Origin of the sequence: Specibacter sp. NPDC057265 (genome assembly GCF_042668835.1) — a bacterium.
Lineage (GTDB): Bacteria > Actinomycetota > Actinomycetes > Actinomycetales > Micrococcaceae > Specibacter.
In genome coordinates, this window is sequence record NZ_JBHUYE010000011.1 from 1 (window position 1) to 19,985 (window position 19,985).

Annotated in this window: 19 protein-coding genes; 6 read left to right on the plus strand and 13 right to left on the minus strand. The window is 63.3% G+C overall.

Annotation, left to right across the window (positions count from 1 at the left end; genetic code table 11):
* Window positions 1–48: 48 nt before the first annotated feature.
* The 9 genes from ACFUCV_RS09520 to ACFUCV_RS09560 form a co-directional block, all read right to left on the minus strand.
* The gene (locus ACFUCV_RS09520) at window positions 49–696 is read right to left on the minus strand and encodes a Poxvirus protein I5 (protein ID WP_380814964.1); all 648 of its coding nucleotides are present in this window, start codon (window positions 694–696) and stop codon (window positions 49–51) included.
* Between the two features lie 3 nt (window positions 697–699).
* On the minus strand, window positions 700–1,623 hold the full coding sequence (locus ACFUCV_RS09525) for a carbohydrate ABC transporter permease (protein ID WP_380814966.1): 924 nt from the start codon (window positions 1,621–1,623) through the stop codon (window positions 700–702).
* Window positions 1,620–2,573: a carbohydrate ABC transporter permease gene (locus ACFUCV_RS09530; RefSeq protein WP_380814968.1), complete on the minus strand. Its 954-nt coding sequence runs from the start codon at window positions 2,571–2,573 to the stop codon at window positions 1,620–1,622. The genes ACFUCV_RS09525 and ACFUCV_RS09530 overlap by 4 nt, the downstream gene beginning before the upstream one ends.
* 15 nt (window positions 2,574–2,588) lie before the next feature.
* Window positions 2,589–3,869: an ABC transporter substrate-binding protein gene (locus ACFUCV_RS09535; RefSeq protein WP_380814970.1), complete on the minus strand. Its 1,281-nt coding sequence runs from the start codon at window positions 3,867–3,869 to the stop codon at window positions 2,589–2,591.
* Window positions 3,870–4,052: 183 nt separating this feature from the next.
* Window positions 4,053–5,006 (minus strand): glycoside hydrolase family 43 protein, encoded by a 954-nt coding sequence (locus ACFUCV_RS09540; protein WP_380814972.1) that lies wholly within the window; start codon window positions 5,004–5,006, stop codon window positions 4,053–4,055.
* Window positions 5,006–6,028: a family 43 glycosylhydrolase gene (locus tag ACFUCV_RS09545; protein WP_380814974.1), complete on the minus strand. Its 1,023-nt coding sequence runs from the start codon at window positions 6,026–6,028 to the stop codon at window positions 5,006–5,008. The genes ACFUCV_RS09540 and ACFUCV_RS09545 overlap by 1 nt, the downstream gene beginning before the upstream one ends.
* Window positions 6,029–6,255: 227 nt before the next feature.
* A complete protein-coding gene (gene gdhA, locus ACFUCV_RS09550; RefSeq protein WP_380814975.1) occupies window positions 6,256–7,596 on the minus strand; it encodes an NADP-specific glutamate dehydrogenase in 1,341 nt (446 codons plus the stop codon).
* Window positions 7,597–7,756: 160 nt separating this feature from the next.
* Window positions 7,757–8,470: an ArsR/SmtB family transcription factor gene (locus ACFUCV_RS09555; RefSeq protein ID WP_380814976.1), complete on the minus strand. Its 714-nt coding sequence runs from the start codon at window positions 8,468–8,470 to the stop codon at window positions 7,757–7,759.
* Between the two features lie 124 nt (window positions 8,471–8,594).
* On the minus strand, window positions 8,595–9,743 hold the full coding sequence (locus tag ACFUCV_RS09560) for an acetoin utilization protein AcuC (protein ID WP_380814978.1): 1,149 nt from the start codon (window positions 9,741–9,743) through the stop codon (window positions 8,595–8,597).
* A 145-nt stretch (window positions 9,744–9,888) separates the two neighbouring features.
* Between ACFUCV_RS09560 and ACFUCV_RS09565 the strand changes: the two genes are divergently transcribed.
* The 5 genes from ACFUCV_RS09565 to ACFUCV_RS09585 are packed head-to-tail and all read left to right on the plus strand — an operon-like array spanning window position 9,889 to window position 13,760.
* A complete protein-coding gene (locus ACFUCV_RS09565; RefSeq protein WP_380814980.1) occupies window positions 9,889–11,295 on the plus strand; it encodes a TrkH family potassium uptake protein in 1,407 nt (468 codons plus the stop codon).
* Between the two features lie 40 nt (window positions 11,296–11,335).
* Complete coding sequence (locus ACFUCV_RS09570; RefSeq protein ID WP_380815157.1) at window positions 11,336–11,974, plus strand: potassium channel family protein; 639 nt, start codon at window positions 11,336–11,338, stop codon at window positions 11,972–11,974.
* Between the two features lie 51 nt (window positions 11,975–12,025).
* Window positions 12,026–12,535 (plus strand): methylated-DNA--[protein]-cysteine S-methyltransferase, encoded by a 510-nt coding sequence (locus ACFUCV_RS09575; RefSeq protein ID WP_380814981.1) that lies wholly within the window; start codon window positions 12,026–12,028, stop codon window positions 12,533–12,535.
* Window positions 12,536–12,537: 2 nt separating this feature from the next.
* Window positions 12,538–13,110, plus strand: a complete 573-nt coding sequence (locus ACFUCV_RS09580; protein WP_380814983.1) for an RNA polymerase sigma factor — start codon at window positions 12,538–12,540, stop codon at window positions 13,108–13,110.
* A gap of 2 nt (window positions 13,111–13,112) precedes the next feature.
* Entirely contained in the window at window positions 13,113–13,760 is a 648-nt protein-coding gene (locus ACFUCV_RS09585; RefSeq protein WP_380814985.1) for a methylated-DNA--[protein]-cysteine S-methyltransferase, read from the plus strand.
* 6 nt (window positions 13,761–13,766) lie between these two features.
* Here ACFUCV_RS09585 and proC read toward each other — a convergent pair whose 3' ends face one another.
* The 3 genes from proC to ACFUCV_RS09600 form a co-directional block, all read right to left on the minus strand.
* Window positions 13,767–14,603, minus strand: a complete 837-nt coding sequence (gene proC, locus ACFUCV_RS09590; protein WP_380814987.1) for a pyrroline-5-carboxylate reductase — start codon at window positions 14,601–14,603, stop codon at window positions 13,767–13,769.
* Between the two features lie 305 nt (window positions 14,604–14,908).
* Window positions 14,909–15,742 (minus strand): sugar phosphate isomerase/epimerase family protein, encoded by an 834-nt coding sequence (locus tag ACFUCV_RS09595; RefSeq protein WP_380815159.1) that lies wholly within the window; start codon window positions 15,740–15,742, stop codon window positions 14,909–14,911.
* A gap of 27 nt (window positions 15,743–15,769) precedes the next feature.
* Entirely contained in the window at window positions 15,770–16,756 is a 987-nt protein-coding gene (locus tag ACFUCV_RS09600) for a Ppx/GppA family phosphatase (RefSeq protein ID WP_380814988.1), read from the minus strand.
* Window positions 16,757–16,883: 127 nt separating this feature from the next.
* On the opposite strand from ACFUCV_RS09600, the gene ACFUCV_RS09605 reads away from it, so the two are divergent.
* Window positions 16,884–17,150: a hypothetical protein gene (locus tag ACFUCV_RS09605; protein WP_380814990.1), complete on the plus strand. Its 267-nt coding sequence runs from the start codon at window positions 16,884–16,886 to the stop codon at window positions 17,148–17,150.
* Between the two features lie 66 nt (window positions 17,151–17,216).
* On the opposite strand, the gene topA is transcribed toward ACFUCV_RS09605, so the two are convergent.
* Window positions 17,217–19,982, minus strand: coding sequence for a type I DNA topoisomerase (topA, locus tag ACFUCV_RS09610; protein ID WP_380814992.1), 2,766 nt, complete (start codon window positions 19,980–19,982; stop codon window positions 17,217–17,219).
* Window positions 19,983–19,985: the final 3 nt, after the last annotated feature.

A 19,985-nucleotide genomic window follows, 5' to 3' on the forward strand; every position in this document is an offset into this window, starting at 1 on the left:
CGGCCTGCAGGAAGTTCTGCAGGCCGGAGGGCCCCTTGGCTTTTGTGATTATTTGGAGATGGTACGGTACCTGACTGCAACAACGGCCAGAACCATGACCCCGGGGACAATGAACACCAGTGGTGGCAGCATCCACACAAAGGTCACGGACATGGCCATTGCCGCCAGCAGCAGGGCTGTGCCCGCCACATCACCGACAGCCTCGGTCTTTGCCTGCGCCCAGGCACCTGCCCAAACACCGGCTGCAGTCCTGCCCGCATCCGCACGCTTGATTTGCCACAGGACTGCCGTGCGCAACAACAGCACCGCCAGTCCGGCGGCCAGCGCCGCTGTGGCGATCAGAACCCCTGTGCCGCCGGGCAACTGCCCGGACGCGGCCAACAGCAGGTTCACGGCCGCAATTGCCCCGGCAGCCAACGCCCCGAAGCCAAACTTCCAGCTCCCCGGCAGCGCAGCACGGAAATCGCTCCAGAGCGAGAGCACCGTGTCAGGCCTGCCGGCCAGATGCCGCTCCATGTGGGCGGCGCCGGCGGCGTACGCAGCCGGCGCCGTCACTACGGGAAGCGCCAGGACAAACAAGGTCACGCCCAGCAGCACCGTTTCCCCGAACAAGGCAAATTTGTTGACCTTGGGCTCGGCCATGGCTGCGCGCCGCGCCTTGCGCCGTTCTTGGAGAATCCGGTTGTGCGCCGACATTGCCTATCCCTTCAGCCCCTGGGTGGAGACGCCTTCCACAATGTACCGCTGGAAGATGAGGAAGAACAGCAGCACCGGGAGCAGGGCCAGAACGGACATGGCGATCATGGCGCCGTAGTCGGAGCTTTGGGTTTGATCCACGAACAGGCGCAGGGCCAAGGGCAGCGGGTACTTGTCGGGCGTGTTGAGGTAGAGCAGCGGTCCGAGGAAGTCGTTCCAGCTCCAGATGAAGGCAAAAATGGAGGCGGTGATGACCGAGGGCTTCATCAGCGGAAGCATGATGCTGAAGAAGATCCGTACGTGTCCGGCCCCGTCAATGCGGGCCGCCTCGTCAAGTTCCTTGGGGAGATTGCGCATGAACTGGACCATGAGGAAGACGAAGAAGGCGTCCGCGCCCAGGAACTTGCCAATGAGCAGCGGCAGGAAGGTGTCCACCAGTCCCAGCTGTTGGAAGATGATGTACTGCGGAATGATGACCACGTGGAAGGGCAGCAGCAGCGTCATGATCATCAGGGTGAAGAAGATCTTCCGGCCCGGGAAATTGATCCTGGTGAACGCGTAGGCGGTCAAGGTCGAGGAGATGACCACTCCAATGACCGAACCAACGGCGAGGATCAGGGAGTTGGTGAAGAACGTCAGGGTGCTGACGCCGCCAATTCCGTCCATGGCCTTGACGAAGTTGTCGAAGCTGAAGTTGGAGGACCAGACCGCGGCGTTGCCCACGATCTCGCTGCTGGGCTTGAACGAGGAGGCCACCATCCACACCCCGGGGTAAAGGACCACCGCGATCAGGATCAGGGATGCTGCGTGGAAGAGCAGGCTTTTGAGGCTTCTTCCCAAAAAGGTCGTGCTTTTGTTTGACTTCTGCACATCATGGTTGCTTTGCTGCGGCTCATTGGTTGAGACGCTAACGGCTGTGGCGGTCATTTTTCATCCCCACTGTAGTGGACCCAGTTGTTGGAGGTCTTGAAGAAGACCAGGGTGATGATGCCGATCACTATCAGCAACAACCATGCCATGGCCGAGGCGTAACCCATCCGGAAGTCCCCGAAGCCGCGCAGGTACAGGTACAGGGTGTAGAACATGGTTGACCCTGCAGGTCCGCCGTCACCGTTGGAGATGATGTAGGCGGAGGCGAAGATCTGGAACGCGTGGATGGTTTCCATCAGCAGGTTGAAGAAAATCACTGGCGAAAGCATGGGCAAGGTGATGCTGAGGAACTTCTTCACCGGCCCTGCCCCGTCCATTTCCGCAGCTTCGTAAAGCTCGGCGGGAACCTGCTTGAGCCCGGCCAGGAAGATGATCATGGGGGCGCCGAACTGCCACACCGTCAACAGGATCATCATGGGCATGGTCATGTTCGGGTTGCCCACCCAGCCGCCAATCCCAATGCCGAAGAACTGCAGGATCTGATCCACCGGGCCGGCATCACCAAACATGGCCTTCCACACAATGGCCACGGACACGCTGGCACCAATGAGGGACGGGACGTAAAACGCCGAACGGTAGAAACCCTGGCCGCGGCGCTTGCTGTTCAGCAGCATGGCAATGGCCAAGGCAGCTGCAAGCTTTGTGGGCGTACCAAAGATCACATAGGTGAAGGTGACCTTCACCGACTGCAAAAAGCGTTCGTCCTGGAACAAGGTTGTGTAGTTGTCAAAACCAATCCACTTGGGCGCTTCAAAAAGGTTGTAGTTGGTGAAGGACAGGTACAGGGACGAGATCATGGGCCCGGCCGTGAGCACAATGAACCCCAAAAGCCAGGGCAGCAGGAAGGTGTACCCGGCACGGGCCTCCGCCCTGCGCTGCTTGGCCTTCTCAGGCCGCAGCGCAGGAACGGGCGTCTTCCGCCGGGGAAGAGCTGGTGTTTGTGTCATTTTTAATTCCGTGGTTTAGGAGTTTTGCTTGATGACGTCTTCAGCCGAGCTGAACCACTGGTCAACTGCCTGGTCCACATCGACCTTGCCAAAGTTCAGTTCTTCGGAGATGCGCAGGAACTCGCTCTCCAAGGTTCCAAAGCCAACAATGGGCGGCTCGGGAGCGTCGCTGAGGTACTGGACAATGGACTCTTCGTAGGCCACAACCTGGGCGTCAACGCCTTCAAACGTTGTTCCGTCGCGCTGGGCCTTGGACGCAGGCACACCGCGGGAGGTCTTGAAGATTTCCCCCACCTCGGGTGAGTTCACCATGAAGTCAATGAATTTTGCAGCCGCGTCCTTGTTCTTGGTCTTGGCGCTGGCCACCATCAGCATGGAGGGCTTGAGGAACAAGCCCAGGTTGTCCGGATCATCCGACGGCACTGTCACCATCTTCAGTTCCGCGGCTCCGGAGTCGGAGAGGTAGCCGGCCATGAAGTTGTCCCAGGTCGGTTCCGAAACGGTCTTGTTGGAGCCGAACGGCGACTTCGGCTTCAGCTGGGTCACCTGGTCCGAGGGAATGATCGCCGGCGTGCCGCGCAACTTGGCATTCAAGCCCCACCACTTCTTCAGGTCATCCTTGGTGAAGCCCAACTGACCGTCCGCGGTGAAGTCGGCAATCTTGTTCTGACGCAGCCAGATGTTGAAGTGCCACCAAACGCCGCTGAAGTCGCTGGAGCCGTAGTACTTGCCGCCGCTGGCAGTGCCGGCATCCGTGAGGAACTTTTGGTACTCGGCGTACGTCCAGTTGCCGCTCGGCTCGGCAATGCCCACCTCGGCGACCTTGGCCGGGTCGTAGTAGATGGCAAAGGCATTGGTGCTGGTGGGAATGCCGTACTGCTTGTCCTTGACCTTGCCCGAGGGCAGCAAAGTCGATTCAAATCCGGACATGTCGATGCCGATGTCGCTCAGGTCCAACAGCTGGTTGCGCTGGGCATAGTCGCGCAGGTAGGACAGGTCCCACTGCATGACGTCGGGCAGGCCGCCGCCTGCAGCTTCGGTGGCACGCTTCTGCCAGTAGCCGGCCCAGTCGGAGAAGGTGCCCACCACCTTGATGGTGGGGTTCTGCTCGTTGAACAAGGCAATGGCCTTGTTGGTGCGCTCGGCACGGTCGTCATTGCCCCACCAGGTGTAGTTCAAAACCGTGGGGTCCTCGGCGGTGCCGCCTTCACCACCGGATGCTCCACACGCGCTAAGCAGCGCAGTCGCGGTGACACCGGTGGCAATGGCTGTGATGAAGTTCCTTCTGCTGATCATGAGAGCTCCCTCGCTCGTTGATTTGCGCGGAACCGCTCTGGTCACCGCTGTCAATACTTGGAAAGTGGTTGCCACCACAGGTTAAGGTGATGTGAATAACACTTATGAAACGATACAATATCCGTCTGGGGGCGTCTTGGCAAGCGCATTCCTAGGGGCGGTCCCTGCAGCCGAGCTGCTTGCTTACGCATTGGTCCACTGGGCGCTGTGCAGCCGGGCCATTTCGTCTGCGCTGAGCGCCAGCAGGGAGCCATGCCGGGCACCCGGCGGCAGCCGGGCGTCGCTCAGGTGCTCCCAGCGGCCCAGGGAAAGGTCCGTACAGGTGAACAGCTGGTAGCCCCGGAGACCGAACTCATCCGCCAGCAGATACCACCTGCCGCCGGCAGGATCGGCAGCCACCGCCGGCCCTTCGGCCCGCTCCATCACGCCCTTGCCAATGTCCACCGCAACGGGCATGAAGGCTGGGTCCTCCAGCGAGGTTCCCACCTCGCACAAGAGGTGGAGGCTGTGTCTGGGGGATTTTTCCGGACCCTGCGCATTGGCCGAGAATCTGTAATAGCGGCCTCCGTCCTTTAGGAACGTGGCGTCAATGACATCATGGCCCTGATCAAGGTAGGTCCGTGGCTCGCCAAAGCTGCCAAAGTCCCGGGTGGCTGCCACCATCATCCGCTGGTGGCTTCCGGCGGTCCGGTCCTGCCCGTTGGGGAACAATGCGGACGCCCAAAAAACCAACCAGGCCTCACGTTCCGCTGACCAGAATGCTTTCGGCGCCCAGGTGTTGCCGGCTTCCGGGGGTGCGATCCGGCGTCGAAATGGGCCCCTCCAATGCACCAGGTCGAAGGATTCGTAGACAATGATGGCATCGCTGCCGTAGCGCGTGGCCCTGTTCCAGTCCTGCCCACTGCCAATCTTGAGATCGGTGGCAAGGAGCACAAATTTCCCATTGGCTTCGTCCCTGACAAGAAAGGGGTCACGCATGCCGCACTCGCCCACGGCGGAGCTCAGCACGGGCCTGCCGCCGTTGAGCGGCGTCCATGACAGTGGCGTTGGCCCGTCACTGAGGGCGAAACGCAGCTGCTCTCCGTCGGCGACGTCCTCGGCCAGAAAATAGCAAAGCAGAAATCCCCCCTCCGGCATCAACCCCCTCCCTGCCCATTGGCCCTGGTGCTTTTGCTGGCGGCGCCGGTCAACGGCAGGCGCAGCGGCGCCGTGGAGAGTTCCACCCGCTTCAACCCTCCATCAGCACCGTGTTCCAAAAGGTCAAAGCGCAGTTCCCGGTGGTATCCATTCCCATCAGGGATGGCGAACCGGTGGTAGGCGATCACCCAGGCGTCCGGGCCGGGGCCGGGGGCGATTGAATGGTGGCCGGTGGCCAGGATCCCGCGTTCAGGCTGCTTGCTCAGCAGGACGCCACGGTTCCGCCAGGGGCCAAGCGGAGCGGATCCAGTGGCGTAATGCACTTGATAGTCTTCGCTTCGGGTGTCGTCCACCGACCAGCTCAGATAATAGACGTCATTGCGGCGGTGCACCCAGGCGGCCTCACGGAATCCTTCGGGCACGCAGGAGACCACGGCATCCGGGTCAAAGGAGACCATGTCGGGGGCCAGGCGGACGCCGTGGGCAACGCCGTTGCCCCAGAAAAGATAGTGGGCGCCGTCGTGGTCCCGAAAGACCGCCGGATCAATGGCAACGCCGTCAAAGTCCCCGGGCGCCACGAGCGGCCGCCCCGAGTCAATATAGGGGCCGGTGGCCTCATCCGCCACGGCAACCCCGATCGATCCTCGGTCGGCGGTGTAGTACAGGTAGTGCCTGCCGTTTGCCTGGGCATATCCCGGAGCCCAGGCATGCCCGGACGCCCACGAGCTGTCCCTCACGTCAAAAACGGCGCCATGGTCTTCCCAAACCAGCAGATCGGTCGAGGTGAAGGCATGGAAGGCCGTGGCACCCCAGTCCGGCGATCCGTCGGTGGTGGCGAACAGTAAATACCTCCCATCCACAACGGCAAGGTTTGGGTCGGCGTAGTGTCCGGGAACCGGCGATGGCGTCTCCTTTGACCAGGCGGCGCCTGGCCAGAGGGGCGGCTGCCCTTCTTCATCCCGGTTCACCCCTGGTGCGTCTTGGCTGAAGCCGGCGTCACTGGCAATCCGGGCACGGTTCATGGCTGGTCTCTCCTGGTGCCTTGGGGAAGTAGGCCCACGGGGTGGGCGGTCGGCGTGCAACTCCAATTGTGAACGCGCACATACTGCCTGTCAAACCGAAATTGAATCCTTTCATATCCGGTTGCGGCTGTCGTGAGGCATAAAAAAACAGCCCGCGGCACGCTGGTTGAAACCACGTGAAAGGTGGTTTCAACCAGCGTGCCGCGGGCCGTTGGGAAAGCGGGGGCCTAGATCAGGCCCTGGGCCAACATGGCATCGGCGACCTTGACGAAGCCGGCAATGTTGGCGCCTACCACGTAGTTCCCGGGTGAGCCGTAGGTGTCGGCCGTTTCGGCACAGCGGTCGTGGATGCCCACCATGATCTGCTGCAGGCGGGCCTCGGTGTGTTCAAATGACCAGGCATCCCGGCTGGCGTTTTGCTGCATTTCCAAAGCCGAGGTGGCCACGCCACCGGCATTGGCCGCCTTGCCCGGTGCGAACAGCACGCCGGCTTCCTGGTACACGGCAATGGCGCCACTTGTGGAGGGCATATTGGCACCTTCAGCGACGGCGGTCAGGCCGTTCTTCACCATGCGGGTGGCGGCTTCTGTGTTGATCTCGTTTTGGGTGGCGCAGGGAAGTGCAACACTGGCGTTGACATCCCAGACGGAACCGCCTTCAACGTAGTTGACGGAAGCTCCGCGGCGGACCGCGTACTCCTTCAAACGTCCGCGCTCCTTTTCCTTGATCTGGCGCAACAGGGAAACGTCAATGCCGTTCTCGTCCACAATGTAGCCGGAGGAATCTGAACAGGCCACAACCTTCGCGCCCAACTGCTGCGCCTTGGCAATGGCAAAAGTTGCCACGTTTCCGGAGCCGGACACCACCACGCGCTGGCCATCCAGGGATGTGCCGCGGGTCTTGAGCATTTCCTGGGTGAACATCACGGTGCCGAAGCCTGTGGCCTCCGGACGCACCAGGGAGCCGCCCCAGCCAATGCCCTTGCCCGTCAGGACGCCGGACTCGTAGCGGTTGGTGATGCGCTTGTACTGGCCGAACAAGTAGCCGATTTCACGGCCGCCCACGCCAATGTCGCCTGCGGGAACGTCAGTGTATTCACCGATGTGGCGGTAGAGCTCCGTCATGAACGACTGGCAGAAACGCATGACTTCGCCGTCGGACTTGCCGCGGGGGTCAAAGTCGGAGCCACCCTTGCCGCCACCAATGGGCATGCCGGTGAGGGCATTTTTGAAGATCTGCTCAAAGCCCAGGAACTTCACAATGCCCAGGTACACGGAAGGGTGGAAGCGCAGGCCGCCCTTGTACGGCCCCAGGGCGGAGTTGAATTCCACGCGGAAGCCCCGGTTGATCTGGACACGGCCGGAGTCATCCACCCACGGCACGCGGAAAATGATCTGCCGCTCTGGCTCGCACAAACGCTGCAGGACCGCTGCATCAACGAATTCGGGGTGCTTGTCCAAAACCGGTCCGAGGCTCTCAAACACCTCCAGAACTGCCTGGTGAAATTCCTTCTCGCCGGGGTTGCGGGCTAACACTTGCTCCCGGATGGCTTCAAGCCTGGTATCCATGAGTCTCCTGAAAAAAAGTGGGGCGCCCAAACCAGGCGCGGAATATGCTCACTTGCAATCATCCAGATGCCCAGGCAGAGAGAACAATTCTTCTCACAAAACGAAATCAAATGCATGATCATGCATAAACACGCGGATCAACGCGATGCGGTTGGTGGAATCAGTCCTTTTTGCGCCGCATCTTGGGGAGTGCGGAGAGGTTCGCCAGCAGATCTGCGGCCCTGACGGCGGCCCGCCCCACGCTACGGCCGATTTGGCCCTGCACACTGGCATCATTGCCGGCAAAGGGAACCACTGACTGCTTGGGGACCACTTGGTTCGCCACGGCCTGCCCGGCCGCTGCCGTGACGGCATCCGGAAGGACGGCCGCGGCCGGGGTGTGCTCCAGAGGCTCCTGGGCGGCAGGCCGCGGAAGGACGTCAGCTGCACCAGCCACCGAGTCGGCCGGCGGCTCGGCGGCGGCAGCCGGCACCGGCATCATGTCCGGGACCTCCACCAGGCCTGTGGTCTTTGGTCCGGCCGGTTTTTCCACCACCTGCAAGACAGCTGCCGCCAGCGCCGCCTCAGCATGGCCGCCGGAGGTCCCGGCAGCGGCCCGGTCCTTTGACGGTACGCCGGCGCCCAGGGAATCCAGCCAGGTGGAAATGAGGGCCAAAGGCTCGGCGTTGAGGCCGTAAAAGCGTTTTTGGCCCTGCGCCCGCATGGTCACCACGCCCGCCTCACGAAGAACGCGCAGATGCTTTGAAACCGTGGGCTGGGCCACGCCCAGTTCCTCCACCAGCTGACCCACCGCCTTGTTCTCCCGGGCCAGAGCTTGAAGGATGTCCCGCCGGGTGCTTTCGGCAATCACCGCAAAGACTTTTTCTGCAACCATCCCACTACCCTAACGACATATGCCTTTGACGGCATCTTGACCCCGCCAAATTGTGGGCAGGCGCACAGCATCCGGCGGTCTGTGCGCCGGGGACGCCGGGCGCGGGGCCCCAGCCCCCTGTGCCCTAGTCGAACCAGGGGTCAAGCCCGTAGAGGGGGAAGGCTGCCTTGCGGGTGGCCATGACGGTGCGGTCCAGCGCATCCGAGGGGTTGTACCCCACCTCCCAGGAGCGCCACCATGTGTCTGCGTCCTCACCCATCAGCAATGGCGCATGCTGGCCATATTTTTCCGCCACATGGCTTCGCCAGGCAGCGGGCACGGGCGTGCGCAAGGGCACGGGCCTTCCCGCCACAATGGCCATCAAGTGGCTCCATACGCGCGGGACCACGCTGACAATGTTGTACCCGCCTCCGCCGGTGGCAATCCAACGGCCTTCACAGACCTTGTCGGCAAGCGCCGCAATGCTCAGGGCAGCCTCACGTTGCCCGTCCACGGAAGTGTTCAAGTGGGTGAGTTCGTCGGCACGGTGCGAGTCGCAGCCATGCTGGCTCACGATGACCTCGGGGCCGAAGGCCTCCACCAGCTGCGGCACGACAGCATGGAAGGCCCGGAGCCAACCGGCATCCGAGGTGCCGGCCGGCAGCGCGACGTTCACTGCGGAACCTTGGGCATTTGCTCCGCCAAGATCATTGGCAAATCCGGTGCCGGGAAACAAGGTCATGCCCGTCTCGTGCAGGGAGATGGTCAGCACACGCGGGTCATCCCAGAAAATGCTCTCGGTGCCATCGCCGTGGTGGGCATCAATGTCAATGTAGGCGACCCGGGCAACGCCCTGCGCCAGCAGCCTGGTGATGGCCAGGGCGGCGTCGTTGTAAATGCAGAATCCGGAGGCTTTCCCGGCAAAGGCGTGGTGCATTCCGCCACCAAAATTGACGGCCCGCGGAGTGGACCCATCAAGGATGGCATTGGCGGCCACCATCGATCCGCCGGCAATGCGCGCACTGGCCTGGTGCATGCCGGGGAAGGCGGGATCGTCCTCGGTGCCCAGCCCGCGGCTTGGCTCGGGATTTGCCGGTTCGTCCCCCACCCGCCGCACGGCAGCAATGTAGTCCCGTTCGTGGACGGTGGCCAGCTCGTCGTCGGACGCCACGTAGGCCTGCACCACATCGACTTGGGGCAGGTCCAAAATTCCCAGCCCGCGGGCCAGGCGGGTGGTGAGATCCAGACGCTTTGGAGACATGGGGTGGTTGGGGCCAAAATTGTACGCAGACATGGCCGCGTCGCAGACTATGCTGGTCGGGACGGCCGCTGGCCCGGAGCTGGCAAAGGATGACATCCATCACAGGCTATCGAAGTCCAGCCATGATTGCCGTATCCACGGCCATGGCGGACCTATGCGCAGGAGGGGCAGGACAGCGTTGACTTCCCAATCAACCCTTCCGGAGAAGCTCTCCCGGTGGCCCCTGCGGTTTGCGGTGGGGGCGCGGGACTTTGTTGACCGGGTGGCCAAAAGCTCCCCGGCCCGCCTGGCGCTCATTGTCTTTTTCCTGGTGATCCTGGCATTCACCTTTACCTTGAGCCTTCCCGTTGCCGCCCGGGACGGGGCGCCCACAACATTTCATGATGCCTTGTTTACGGCTGTCTCCGCCGTCTGCGTGACCGGCCTGACCACTGTGTCCACAGCCCTGCACTGGTCCTTTTTTGGCCAGCTGGTGATCCTCATCGGCATTTTTGTGGGCGGGCTGGGCATTTTGACCCTGGCCTCCCTCATGTCGCTGATGGTCAGCAAACGCCTGGGCGTGCGCGGCAAGCTCATTGCCCAGGAGGCCATGAATGCCGGGCGGCTGGGTGAGGTGGGTACGCTGCTGCGCATCATCATCACCACCTCCGTGGCCATTGAACTGGTTTTGGCCCTGGTCCTGACCCCGCGGTTTTTGATTTTGGGCGAATCCCTCCCCCAAGCCATTTGGCATGCTGCGTTTTATTCCATCTCCTCCTTCAACAATGCCGGATTCACCCCGCACTCCGACGGCGTGGTGCCCTATGAAAATGACCTGTGGATCCTCATTCCGTTGATGGTGGGCGGTTTTGTGGGCAGCCTGGGGTTCCCGGTCCTGATGGTGTTGCTGGCCACGGGATTCCATTTCAAAAAATGGACGCTGCACGCCAAACTCACCATTCAAGTCTCCCTGCTGCTGCTGGCGGCCGGCTCCGTGCTGTGGGGGGCCCTGGAGTGGAACAACACTGACACCATTGGCGCCATGACCGTGGGGGACAAGATCACGCACGCCATTTTTGCCTCCGTCATGACCAGATCCCTGGGCTTCAACCTGGTGGACATGAACGCCATGAACTCCTCCACCATGCTGCTCACGGACGCCTTGATGTTCGTGGGCGGCGGTTCCGCCTCCACCGCCGGCGGCATTAAGGTCACCACCTTGGCAGTGATGTTCTTGGCCATTGTTGCCGAGGCGCGCGGTGACAGCGATGTGAAGGTCCACGGCCGCACCATTCCCCAGGATGTGCTGCGGGTGGCCATTTCCGTCATTATGCTGGGCGCCACCTTGGTCATGCTCGCGTGCGGGCTGCTGCTGGGCATCTCCGGGGAAAGCCTGGACCGGGTGCTTTTTGAAACCATTTCAGCCTTCGCCACGGTGGGGCTGAGCACGGGGCTCAGTGCCGAACTGCCGCCCTCGGGCGTGTATGTTTTATGCGCCATGATGTTCTTTGGCCGCGTTGGCACCATTACCTTGGCGGCGGCGCTGGCCCTGCGCCAGCGCCGCCAGCTGTACCACTACCCGGAAGAGAGGCCCATCATTGGCTGACAAGGCAGACCCCAGCAACCGCCCGCCCCACAACGCCCCCGTGCTGGTGATTGGTCTGGGCCGCTTCGGCGCCGCCACCGCACATCAGCTGGTCAAGCAGGGCCGCGAGGTGCTGGCCATTGAGCGCGATCCTGCCCTGGTGCAGAAGTGGGCGGGCGTGCTCACCCACGTGGTCGCGGCCGACGCCACCGACATGGACGCGCTGCGGCAGCTGGGCGCCCAGGACTTCAGCTCCGCCGTCGTCGGGGTGGGCACCTCCATTGAATCCAGCGTGCTCATCACGGTGAACCTGGTGGATTTGGGAATCGCGCACCTGTGGGTGAAGGCCATCACGCAGTCGCACGGAAAAATTCTGAGCCGCATTGGCGCCAACCACATCATTTACCCGGAGGCGGATGCCGGCGTCCGGGCCGCGCACCTGGTGGGCGGGCGCATGCTGGACTTTATTGAGTTTGACGACGACTTCGCCATTGTGAAAATGTACCCGCCCAAGGAAACGCAGGGCTTCACGCTGGAGGAATCCAAGGTCCGTTCCAAGTACGGGGTGACGGTGGTGGGGGTGAAGTCCCCCGGTGAGGACTTCACCTATGCCCAACCACACACCCGCGTGTCCAGCCGCGACATGTTGATTGTCTCCGGCGACGTGGATCTGCTGGAACGCTTTGCCGCCCGGCCCTGATGCTCACGTTTTCCGCCCGGACCGCGTCTACAGGGCAGGAGGTGTGTGAACATGAAGCAACATGCAGTATTTGATTCCCCGCTGGGGCCTTTGACGGCGGTGGAGAACGACGCCGGACTGGCGGCCGTGTACATGGCCGACCACAAGCGGCGCCCGGGCCTTGAGACGTTGGGACCGCAGCTTTCCGCGGCTGATTCCCCCGTTTTAGCCGCCACCATTGAACAACTGGGCGAATACTTCCACGGCGGCCGGAAGGAGTTTTCGCTGCCTTTGTCACCGCTTGGCAGCGTGTTCGCGCATCGGGTCTGGGAGGTTTTGCGCAGCATCGGCTACGGCGAGCTGCGCACCTACTCCCAGGTGGCCGCGCTGCTGGGCAATCCGGCCATGGCCCAGGCGGTGGGGGCGGCCAATTCACGCAATCCGCTGAGCATCATCGTTCCCTGCCACCGGGTGGTGGGGGCCGCCGGTTCCCTGGTGGGGTATGCCGGCGGGATGGCCCGGAAGCAGTTTTTGCTTGAGCTCGAAGACCCGTCCCGGGTTCAAACGGCCCCGTTGTTCTAGCCATGGCCGCCGTCAACAGCCCCGGGCACCCGGGCACCGCCTTGGGGCGTCCGGCGCCCGGCGAAGCCCTGATGGCGGTGCCGCCCTTCGAGGCCCTCGTTGCAGCCCATGGATCCACGGTGCTGCGGGTGTGCCGGGCCCTGGTGGGCCCGGTGGATGCGGATGACCTCTGGCAGGAAACCTTTCTGGCGGCCCTGCGGGTCTATCCCGGCACGGTGCCGGTTAAAAATTGGCAGGCCTGGCTGGTGGCCATTGCCCGCAACAAGTGCGTGGACCATCACCGGCGCGCCGCCGGCGTCCCCCAGCCCACCGGGCAGGTGGCGCAGGAGCCGCCGGCCGGGCCCGACGGCGTCGGACGTGCATTGGAGGCGGCAGAGACGGCCCGCCGGCTCTGGGCAGCCCTGGCACGACTGCCCAAAATGCAGCGTGAGGCCGTGGTGTACCACCACATAGCCGGGCTCAGGTACGCGGAGGCCGCCGCCCTGCTGGGCAATTCGGAGGTGGCCGCGCGGCGGGCCGCGGCGGATGGCATGAAGGCGCTGCGGTTGTTGCTGGCCCGTGAGGAGGAGCATTGAAGATGACTGAGGAACGTGATCTGGCGGCCGCACTGGCACAGCTTGCACCCGGCGGCGTGGCGGCGGGCCTTGAAGCGCGCTTCCGGCAGCTGGCCGGCGCCCAGGGACTCGTGGACGTGGCCTACCGCACGCTCGATTCGCCGGTGGGGGAACTGCTGCTCGCCAGCACCCCCGCAGGCCTGGTGCGGGTGGCTTTTGCCAGTGGCAGGCACGACGCCGTGCTGGCGGAGCTGGCGCTGGCCATCAGCCCCCGCGTGTTGCACCTGCCTGCCCGGCTGGATCAGGCGGCGCGGGAACTGGAGGAGTATTTTGCCGGCCGGCGGCGCAGTTTTGACCTTGCCCTGGATTTTCAGCTTGCCACGGGTTTCCGGCGGGAGGTGCTGGCCCAGCTGCCCACAATCCCCTATGGACACACCGCCAGCTACACGGCCGTGGCGGCCCGGACCTCCAGCCCCCGCGCGGTACGGGCCGTGGGGACCGCCTGCGCCCGCAATCCGCTGCCCCTGGTGGTGCCGTGCCACCGGGTGGTGCGCTCCGATGGCAGTGCCGGCTCCTACCTGGGGGGCGTGGACGCCAAGGCGCTGCTGCTGGCCCTGGAGGCCGGACGCCAGTTCAGCCGGGCACGCCAAGGCGGGGCCGGCAGGCAGTGAAAAACCCTACTTGTGGCCAAGTTCCTCCGTGATGGCTGCGGCCCGCGCCGCCGCCGCCTGGGCGCCGGCGCTGATGATCGCGGGAAGCCCGTCCCGGTCAAAACTGGCAAGGGCCTGCTCGGTGGTGCCGTTGGGGCTGGTGACGGCGCGGCGCAGCTCGGCGGCAACGGCGCCGGGTTCGGCCAGCATCAAGCCGGCACCGGCCACTGTCTCACGGGCCAGGATGTGGGCAATCTCCGGAGCCAGGCCAAGATCCGTGGCGGCAGCAGCCATGGCCTCGGCCAGGTAGAAGGCGTAGGCCGGGCCTGAGCCGCTAATGGCCGAGACCGCGTTTTGCTGTTCCTCCGGAACGTCCAGCACCACACCGGATCCGGCAAAAACGGCGTGCGCGGCTGCCAGCTGATGCTCGTCGACGCTGCTGCCGGTGGACAGGGCCACCACCCCGCGTCCCACCTTCAACGGGGTGTTGGGCATGGAGCGGATCACGGCTTGGCCGGCTTTCAAGGCACCTTCGAGCTGGGCCAGGGACACGGCCGCGGCCACACTGACCACCACCGACTCCGCCGCCAGGTCCTGCGCAATTTCGCGGCACAAGTCCGCAATGCCTGCCGGTTTGACCCCTAAAATGACGACGCCGGCGCCCGTGACGGCCTGGATGTTGGCCTCGGTTTCCTCGTTGTGGGCCAGTGCCGTGACACCGTAGCTGGTGGCGAGTTCGTGGGCACGTTCGGGCCTGCGCACGGTCACGGCCACGGACTGGGGAGAGGTGCCCGCTGCCAGCATCCCGGCCAAAATGGCCTCACCCATGGAACCACAGCCCAGAAACGCAATCTTTGTCTTCATGGTCCCATCATTCTTGGCCGTGGCGGGGCATGCAACTGCGTGCCCGGGGCGGACCGGCTTCAGGAAGGGCTGCCCGCTGTTCAGGGCAAACGCCCAGCTGATGCCCCGGCTTTTCTCAATGAGCCCTCCTAATGTTTTAAACACCTGATAAGGGTGCGAGTGATGATCGAACCGGTCTTGTCCTGAAGATGCGGTTAAATCGCCGGAGAACTCGCCAGTGGTCCCCCCGCCACTGGTGCAATTCTCCGGCGATTTCACGTTAAGGCCGTCTCCCGCGGCCAACGGGACACGCCGGCCGGCCTGGCTCAGGGTTTCTTTTGCCCCAGGTGCACGCGGGCAAAGTCCAGGGTCTCGGCCAACCATTCCTCACGCTGACCGGCGCCCCGGGCCTTGCGGGTGGAGATCTCGGCCACCACGGCGCCGTCGAACCCGGTGGCGGCCAGGTGCTGCAGCACCTCAACGCATTGCTGGGTGCCGTGTCCGGGGATCAGGTGCTGATCCTTGGTGGAGGGCGAGATGCCGTCGGTCAGGTGAATGTGGCGGAGTCTGCTGCCGAGCGCATGCACTGCATCCAGGCTGGATGCGCCCGCGGAGGCGGCATGGGAAAAGTCCCACGTCACGTCGGCATAGTCCTGGGAGACCGGGTCCCAGTGCGGCAAATAAGCCAGGGCTTCACGGCCCCGCACCCGCCAGGGGTACATGTTTTCCACGGCAATGCGGACTCCGAAGGCCTCGGCAATGTCCTTCACCCCGTGGGCAAAGGTTTCGGCGTAGTCGTTCTGCCAGCGGAAGGGCGGGTGCACCACAACCACCTCGGCGCCCACATCCACAGCCATTTGCGCTGATCTTTGCACCTTGTTCCAGGCGCTCCCCCATACCTGCTGGGTGAGCAGCAGCGTGGGTGCGTGGATGGCCAGGATGGGCTGGTCGTAGCGTTCAGCCAGTTTATTCAGCGCGGACGCGTCCTGGCTGTCACCATTGTGCGTCACCAGAATTTCCACGCCGTCATAACCAACATCAGCGGCAATGGCGAAGCCGTCATGCACCGACAGCGGGTACACCGACGCCGTGGACAGTGCCACGGGAATTTTTTGCGGGCTCGCCGGGGCAGGATCGCCGGGCTGGCCGCCGTCGGGCATGCCTGCGGATGCGTTGGTCATTTCCACCTACCTTGGGTCCGAGTTCTTCAGCTTAGCAATATGTGCAGGCGGGTCTAACGGCCCGTCAAAAATCAACTGGTCCAGCCGGCGCAGGATCAACCCTTCACGCAGCGCCCAGGGACTGATCTGCAGGGCTGTGACATTGAACATTTCCAGTGCGCTTTGCGCCACCAGGGCCCCGGCCAAAACCTGCGGCGCCCGGGCGGCGGACACCCCCGGAAGGTAGAGCCTGTCGGCAGAGGACATGGCCGAGAGCCGCTGCGACCACAGGCCCAGATCACTTAAATGCAGTTCGCGGCGCACATAGGGCCCCATGGACGACGGCGCCGCCCCCGTAATGCGCGCCAGTGCCCGGAACGTCTTGGAGGAGCCCGTGACGACGTTGGGCACACCGAGCGCCTTTGTGGCGGCGACGGGTTCCTTCAAGGTGGCCTTGATGTGCTTGCGCAGCGCCTTGATGCTCTTCGCGGTGGGCGGATCCGCCTCCAACCACTCGCGGGTCAGCCGGCCGGCGCCCAGGGGCACCGAGTGGGCCAGGTCGGGAAGCTCATCGGAACCTTGGGAAATTTCAAAGGAACCCCCGCCAATGTCGAGGTTCAAAATGGTTCCGGCGCCCCAGCCGTGCCAGCGGCGCACGGCAAAGAAGGTCATGGCCGACTCCTCCTCGCCGGTGAGCTCGATGAGGCTGATGGTGGTCTCGTGCTGGACCCTGGCCAACACCTGCGCCCCGTTGGTGGATTCGCGGATGGCGGAGGTGCAAAAAGCCAGCAGGTCCTTGGCCTTGTGCTTCGCGGCGAATTCCCACGCCTCCAAAATGAATTCAATGAGTTCGTGCTGGCCCTCATCGGTGATGTTGCCGTCGTCGTCCAGGTATTTAACCAGGCTCAGGGCCCGCTTGTGCGAGGCAAAGGGCACCGGATTGGCTCCCGCATGCGCGTCAACCAGCAACAAATGGACGGTGTTGGAACCAATATCAAGCACGCCTAATCTCATAGGCCCATTATTCTCTCTCCAGCCCCTTCCACGGCTCAGGCCGTCCGTAGGCGCAGCAATTATTTCTTCGCACGGTGCGCACAATGTTCCAAACATGGCGTGCCCGTGGTGCGTTTAGAGTGTGTTTATGACTACTCCCCGCGCCATGCGCTTGATCCTGCTGGCTGCTGTGCTTTGCATAATTGGCGCAGCCGCCATCCTCCTGGCAGGGTCCATGCGCCCGGTCCACTACGGATGGTTCGCTTACGCACCGCTCGCGGACACCACCTTCGTTCCCCAGGGCGGGTATTTAATCTCCGGTCCCAGCGTGGCAGGCTTGGCGCTTTTGGCTGCGGGTTTGCTTGCCTTGGCCTTCTGGTCAGGGCTGCGCCTTGGGCTGCGGAACGGCCGCTAAGGAAAATAATGCAAAAAAGTGCCCCGCACGCCCGATGGCATGCGGGGCCCGGCCAGCTTGGCTGTTTTACTTTTTGGCGGCAGCCTTCTTCTTGGCCGCCGGTTTCTTGGCCGGGGTCTTGGTGGTGCGCTTGGCGGGTCCCCGGGCACGCTTGTCGGCCAGCAGCTCAATGGCCATTTCCCGTGTCAGCTGCTCAATTTCAGTGCCCCGCGGCACGGTGATGTTGGTGACGCCGTCGGTGATGTAGGGACCGAAACGGCCTTCCTTGACCACGATCTTTTTCTCGGAGACGGGATCGTCGCCAAATTCGGCCAAGGGCGGCACCGCGGCACGGGCGCCGCGCTGCTTGGGCTGCGAATAAATCTCCAGCGCGGCGTCCAAGGTGATGGTGAAGATTTCTTCCTCGGTGGCGATGGAGCGCGAATCCGAACCCTTCTTCAGGTACGGGCCAAAGCGTCCGTTCTGCACCGTGATTTCATTGCCCTCCGCATCGGCGCCCAAAACGCGCGGCAGGCTCATAAGCGCCAGCGCCTCAGCCAGGGTGACACTGTCAACGCTCATTGACTTGAACAACGAGCCGGTGCGCGGTTTGGCCTTGACAGGCTTCTTCGGCGGCTTCGGCTTGCCGTTTTTGTAGTATTCAACTGGCTGGTTGGCGATTTCCTCCGCCGTCATTTCCGGAATGACTTCGGTGACATACGGTCCATAGCGGCCGTTTTTCGCCACCACCGTGTGCCCGGACTCCGGGTCCACACCCAGCACGCGCTCCTCCGGGGCCGCGGTGTCCATGAGCTCCTGCGCCTTTTCGGCCGTGAGCTCATCCGGGGCAAGGTCTTCGGGGACGTTGGCGCGGGCCGCTTCAATGATCTCACCGGTTTTGGGATCCACGGTGGGGACCGTGGATTCCAGATAGGGGCCGAACTTGCCCACACGCAGCACCAGGGTGTCGGTGATGGGCAGGGAGTTGATGTCCCGGGCGTCAATGTCGCCAAGGTTGTTCACAATGGCCTGCAGGCCCTTGTTCTCCTCGCCGCCAAAGTAGAAGTGTTTGAGCCAGTCGGAACCTTCCTCCTGGCCGTTGGCAATCCTGTCCAGCCCGGTTTCCATGCCGGCGGTAAATTCATAGTCCACATAGTCGGTGAAGTGCAGCTCCAACAGGCGCACCACGGAGAAGGCAATCCAGCTGGGCACCAGCGCCGAGCCCTGCTTGCGGACGTAGCCGCGGTCCATGATGGTGGACAGGGTGGAGGCGTAGGTGGAAGGGCGGCCAATGTCGCGCTCTTCCATTTCCTTGGTCAGCGACGCTTCAGTGAAGCGCGGCGGCGGGGAGGTGTCGTGCCCACTGGCCTGGACATTGGCCGCGGTCAGCTGATCGTTTTCCTTGACGTTGGGCAGGCGGCGGTCCGAATCATCCGAGGAGTTGCGGGACTCGTCACGGCCCTCTTCGTAGGCGGCCAGGAAGCCACGGAAGGTAATGACGGTTCCGGAGGCGGAGAATTCCGCGTCCTGGCCGTCGGCCGCGCCGCCGGAAGCAGTGGCACCAAGCCTGATGGTCGCCGTCGAACCCTTGGCGTCAGCCATTTGGGAGGCGACGGTGCGCTTCCAAATGAGTTCATAGAGCTTGAATTCGTCTCCGCGCAGGGCACTGGCCACCTGGGCCGGGGTGCGGAAGGAGTCGCCGGCGGGGCGGATGGCCTCGTGGGCTTCCTGGGCGTTGGAACTCTTGGTGGCGTACACGCGCTTCGCGGCGGGGACAAATTCGGCCCCATACAGCTCCGAGGCCTGGCGGCGGGCAGCGTTGACGGCCTCGTCGCTGAGCGAGGAGGAATCCGTACGCATATAGGTGATGTAACCGTTTTCATACAGGCGTTGGGCTGTCTGCATGGTGGATTTGGAGGAGAAGCGCAGCTTGCGGCCGGCCTCCTGCTGCAGGGTCGAGGTGGTGAACGGCGCTGCAGGGCGGCGGGTGTACGGCTTGTGCTCCACCGAGCGGACAGTGAAATCCACATTCTGCAAGGCGGTGGCCAGGGCCTTGGCGGTGGCCTCGTCCAGGTGCGCCACGTTCTTGCCCGTGAGCTCGCCCTTGTCATTGAAATCACGCCCGGAGGCAACGCGCCTGCCATCGACCGCCGCAAGTTTGGCGCCGAAGGATTCGGCGGTGTCGGTGGTGCCGAAGGTGCCTGTCAGGTCCCAGTAGCTGGCCGAGCGGAAGGCCATGCGTTCACGCTCACGCTCCACCACCATGCGGGTGACCACTGACTGCACGCGGCCGGCGGACAGTTTGGGCGCCACTTTGCGCCACAGCACGGGGGAAAGCTCATAGCCGAACAAACGGTCCACCACGCGGCGGGTTTCCTGGGCATCCACCAGATCGGTGTCCAGTTCGCGCAGGTTGCCCAGGGCGCGCTGCAGGGATTCCTTGGTGATTTCAGCGAAGGTCATGCGGTGCACGGGCACCTTGGGCTTGAGCACCTCAAGCAGATGCCAGGCAATGGCTTCGCCCTCGCGGTCCCCATCGGTTGCCAGGTAAAGTTCGTCGGCGTCCTTGAGCTGTGCTTTAAGCTCGGCCACCTTCTTTTTCTTGTCCGAGGACACCACGTAGTACGGCTTGAAATCGTTTTCAAGGTCCACGGCGAACTTGCCGATCGAGGACTTCTTGAGTTCGGCGGGCAGCTCGGAAGGCTGCGGCAGGTCGCGGATGTGGCCAATCGAGGCTTCCACCACAAAACCCTCGCCAAGGTACTTGGCAATGGTCTTGCTTTTGGCAGGGGACTCGACGATCACGAGCTTCTTGCCGGTCTTTGGCTTGCTGGCTGCTGCCTTGCTGGGCACGGT

Excerpts from the sequence above, each read along its gene's own strand:
- ACFUCV_RS09520 (WP_380814964.1), bottom strand. The coding sequence starts at position 696 with ATGTCGGCGCACAACCGGATTCTCCAAGAACGGCGCAAGGCGCGGCGC.
- ACFUCV_RS09525 (WP_380814966.1), bottom strand. The coding sequence starts at position 1,623 with ATGACCGCCACAGCCGTTAGCGTCTCAACCAATGAGCCGCAGCAAAGC.
- ACFUCV_RS09530 (WP_380814968.1), bottom strand. The coding sequence starts at position 2,573 with ATGACACAAACACCAGCTCTTCCCCGGCGGAAGACGCCCGTTCCTGCG.
- ACFUCV_RS09535 (WP_380814970.1), bottom strand. The coding sequence starts at position 3,869 with ATGATCAGCAGAAGGAACTTCATCACAGCCATTGCCACCGGTGTCACC.
- ACFUCV_RS09540 (WP_380814972.1), bottom strand. The coding sequence starts at position 5,006 with ATGCCGGAGGGGGGATTTCTGCTTTGCTATTTTCTGGCCGAGGACGTC.
- ACFUCV_RS09545 (WP_380814974.1), bottom strand. The coding sequence starts at position 6,028 with ATGAACCGTGCCCGGATTGCCAGTGACGCCGGCTTCAGCCAAGACGCA.
- gdhA (WP_380814975.1), bottom strand. The coding sequence starts at position 7,596 with ATGGATACCAGGCTTGAAGCCATCCGGGAGCAAGTGTTAGCCCGCAAC.
- ACFUCV_RS09555 (WP_380814976.1), bottom strand. The coding sequence starts at position 8,470 with ATGGTTGCAGAAAAAGTCTTTGCGGTGATTGCCGAAAGCACCCGGCGG.
- ACFUCV_RS09560 (WP_380814978.1), bottom strand. The coding sequence starts at position 9,743 with ATGTCTGCGTACAATTTTGGCCCCAACCACCCCATGTCTCCAAAGCGT.
- ACFUCV_RS09575 (WP_380814981.1), top strand. The coding sequence starts at position 12,026 with ATGAAGCAACATGCAGTATTTGATTCCCCGCTGGGGCCTTTGACGGCG.
- ACFUCV_RS09580 (WP_380814983.1), top strand. The coding sequence starts at position 12,538 with ATGGCCGCCGTCAACAGCCCCGGGCACCCGGGCACCGCCTTGGGGCGT.
- ACFUCV_RS09585 (WP_380814985.1), top strand. The coding sequence starts at position 13,113 with ATGACTGAGGAACGTGATCTGGCGGCCGCACTGGCACAGCTTGCACCC.
- proC (WP_380814987.1), bottom strand. The coding sequence starts at position 14,603 with ATGAAGACAAAGATTGCGTTTCTGGGCTGTGGTTCCATGGGTGAGGCC.
- ACFUCV_RS09595 (WP_380815159.1), bottom strand. The coding sequence starts at position 15,742 with ATGCCCGACGGCGGCCAGCCCGGCGATCCTGCCCCGGCGAGCCCGCAA.
- ACFUCV_RS09600 (WP_380814988.1), bottom strand. The coding sequence starts at position 16,756 with ATGAGATTAGGCGTGCTTGATATTGGTTCCAACACCGTCCATTTGTTG.
- ACFUCV_RS09605 (WP_380814990.1), top strand. The coding sequence starts at position 16,884 with ATGACTACTCCCCGCGCCATGCGCTTGATCCTGCTGGCTGCTGTGCTT.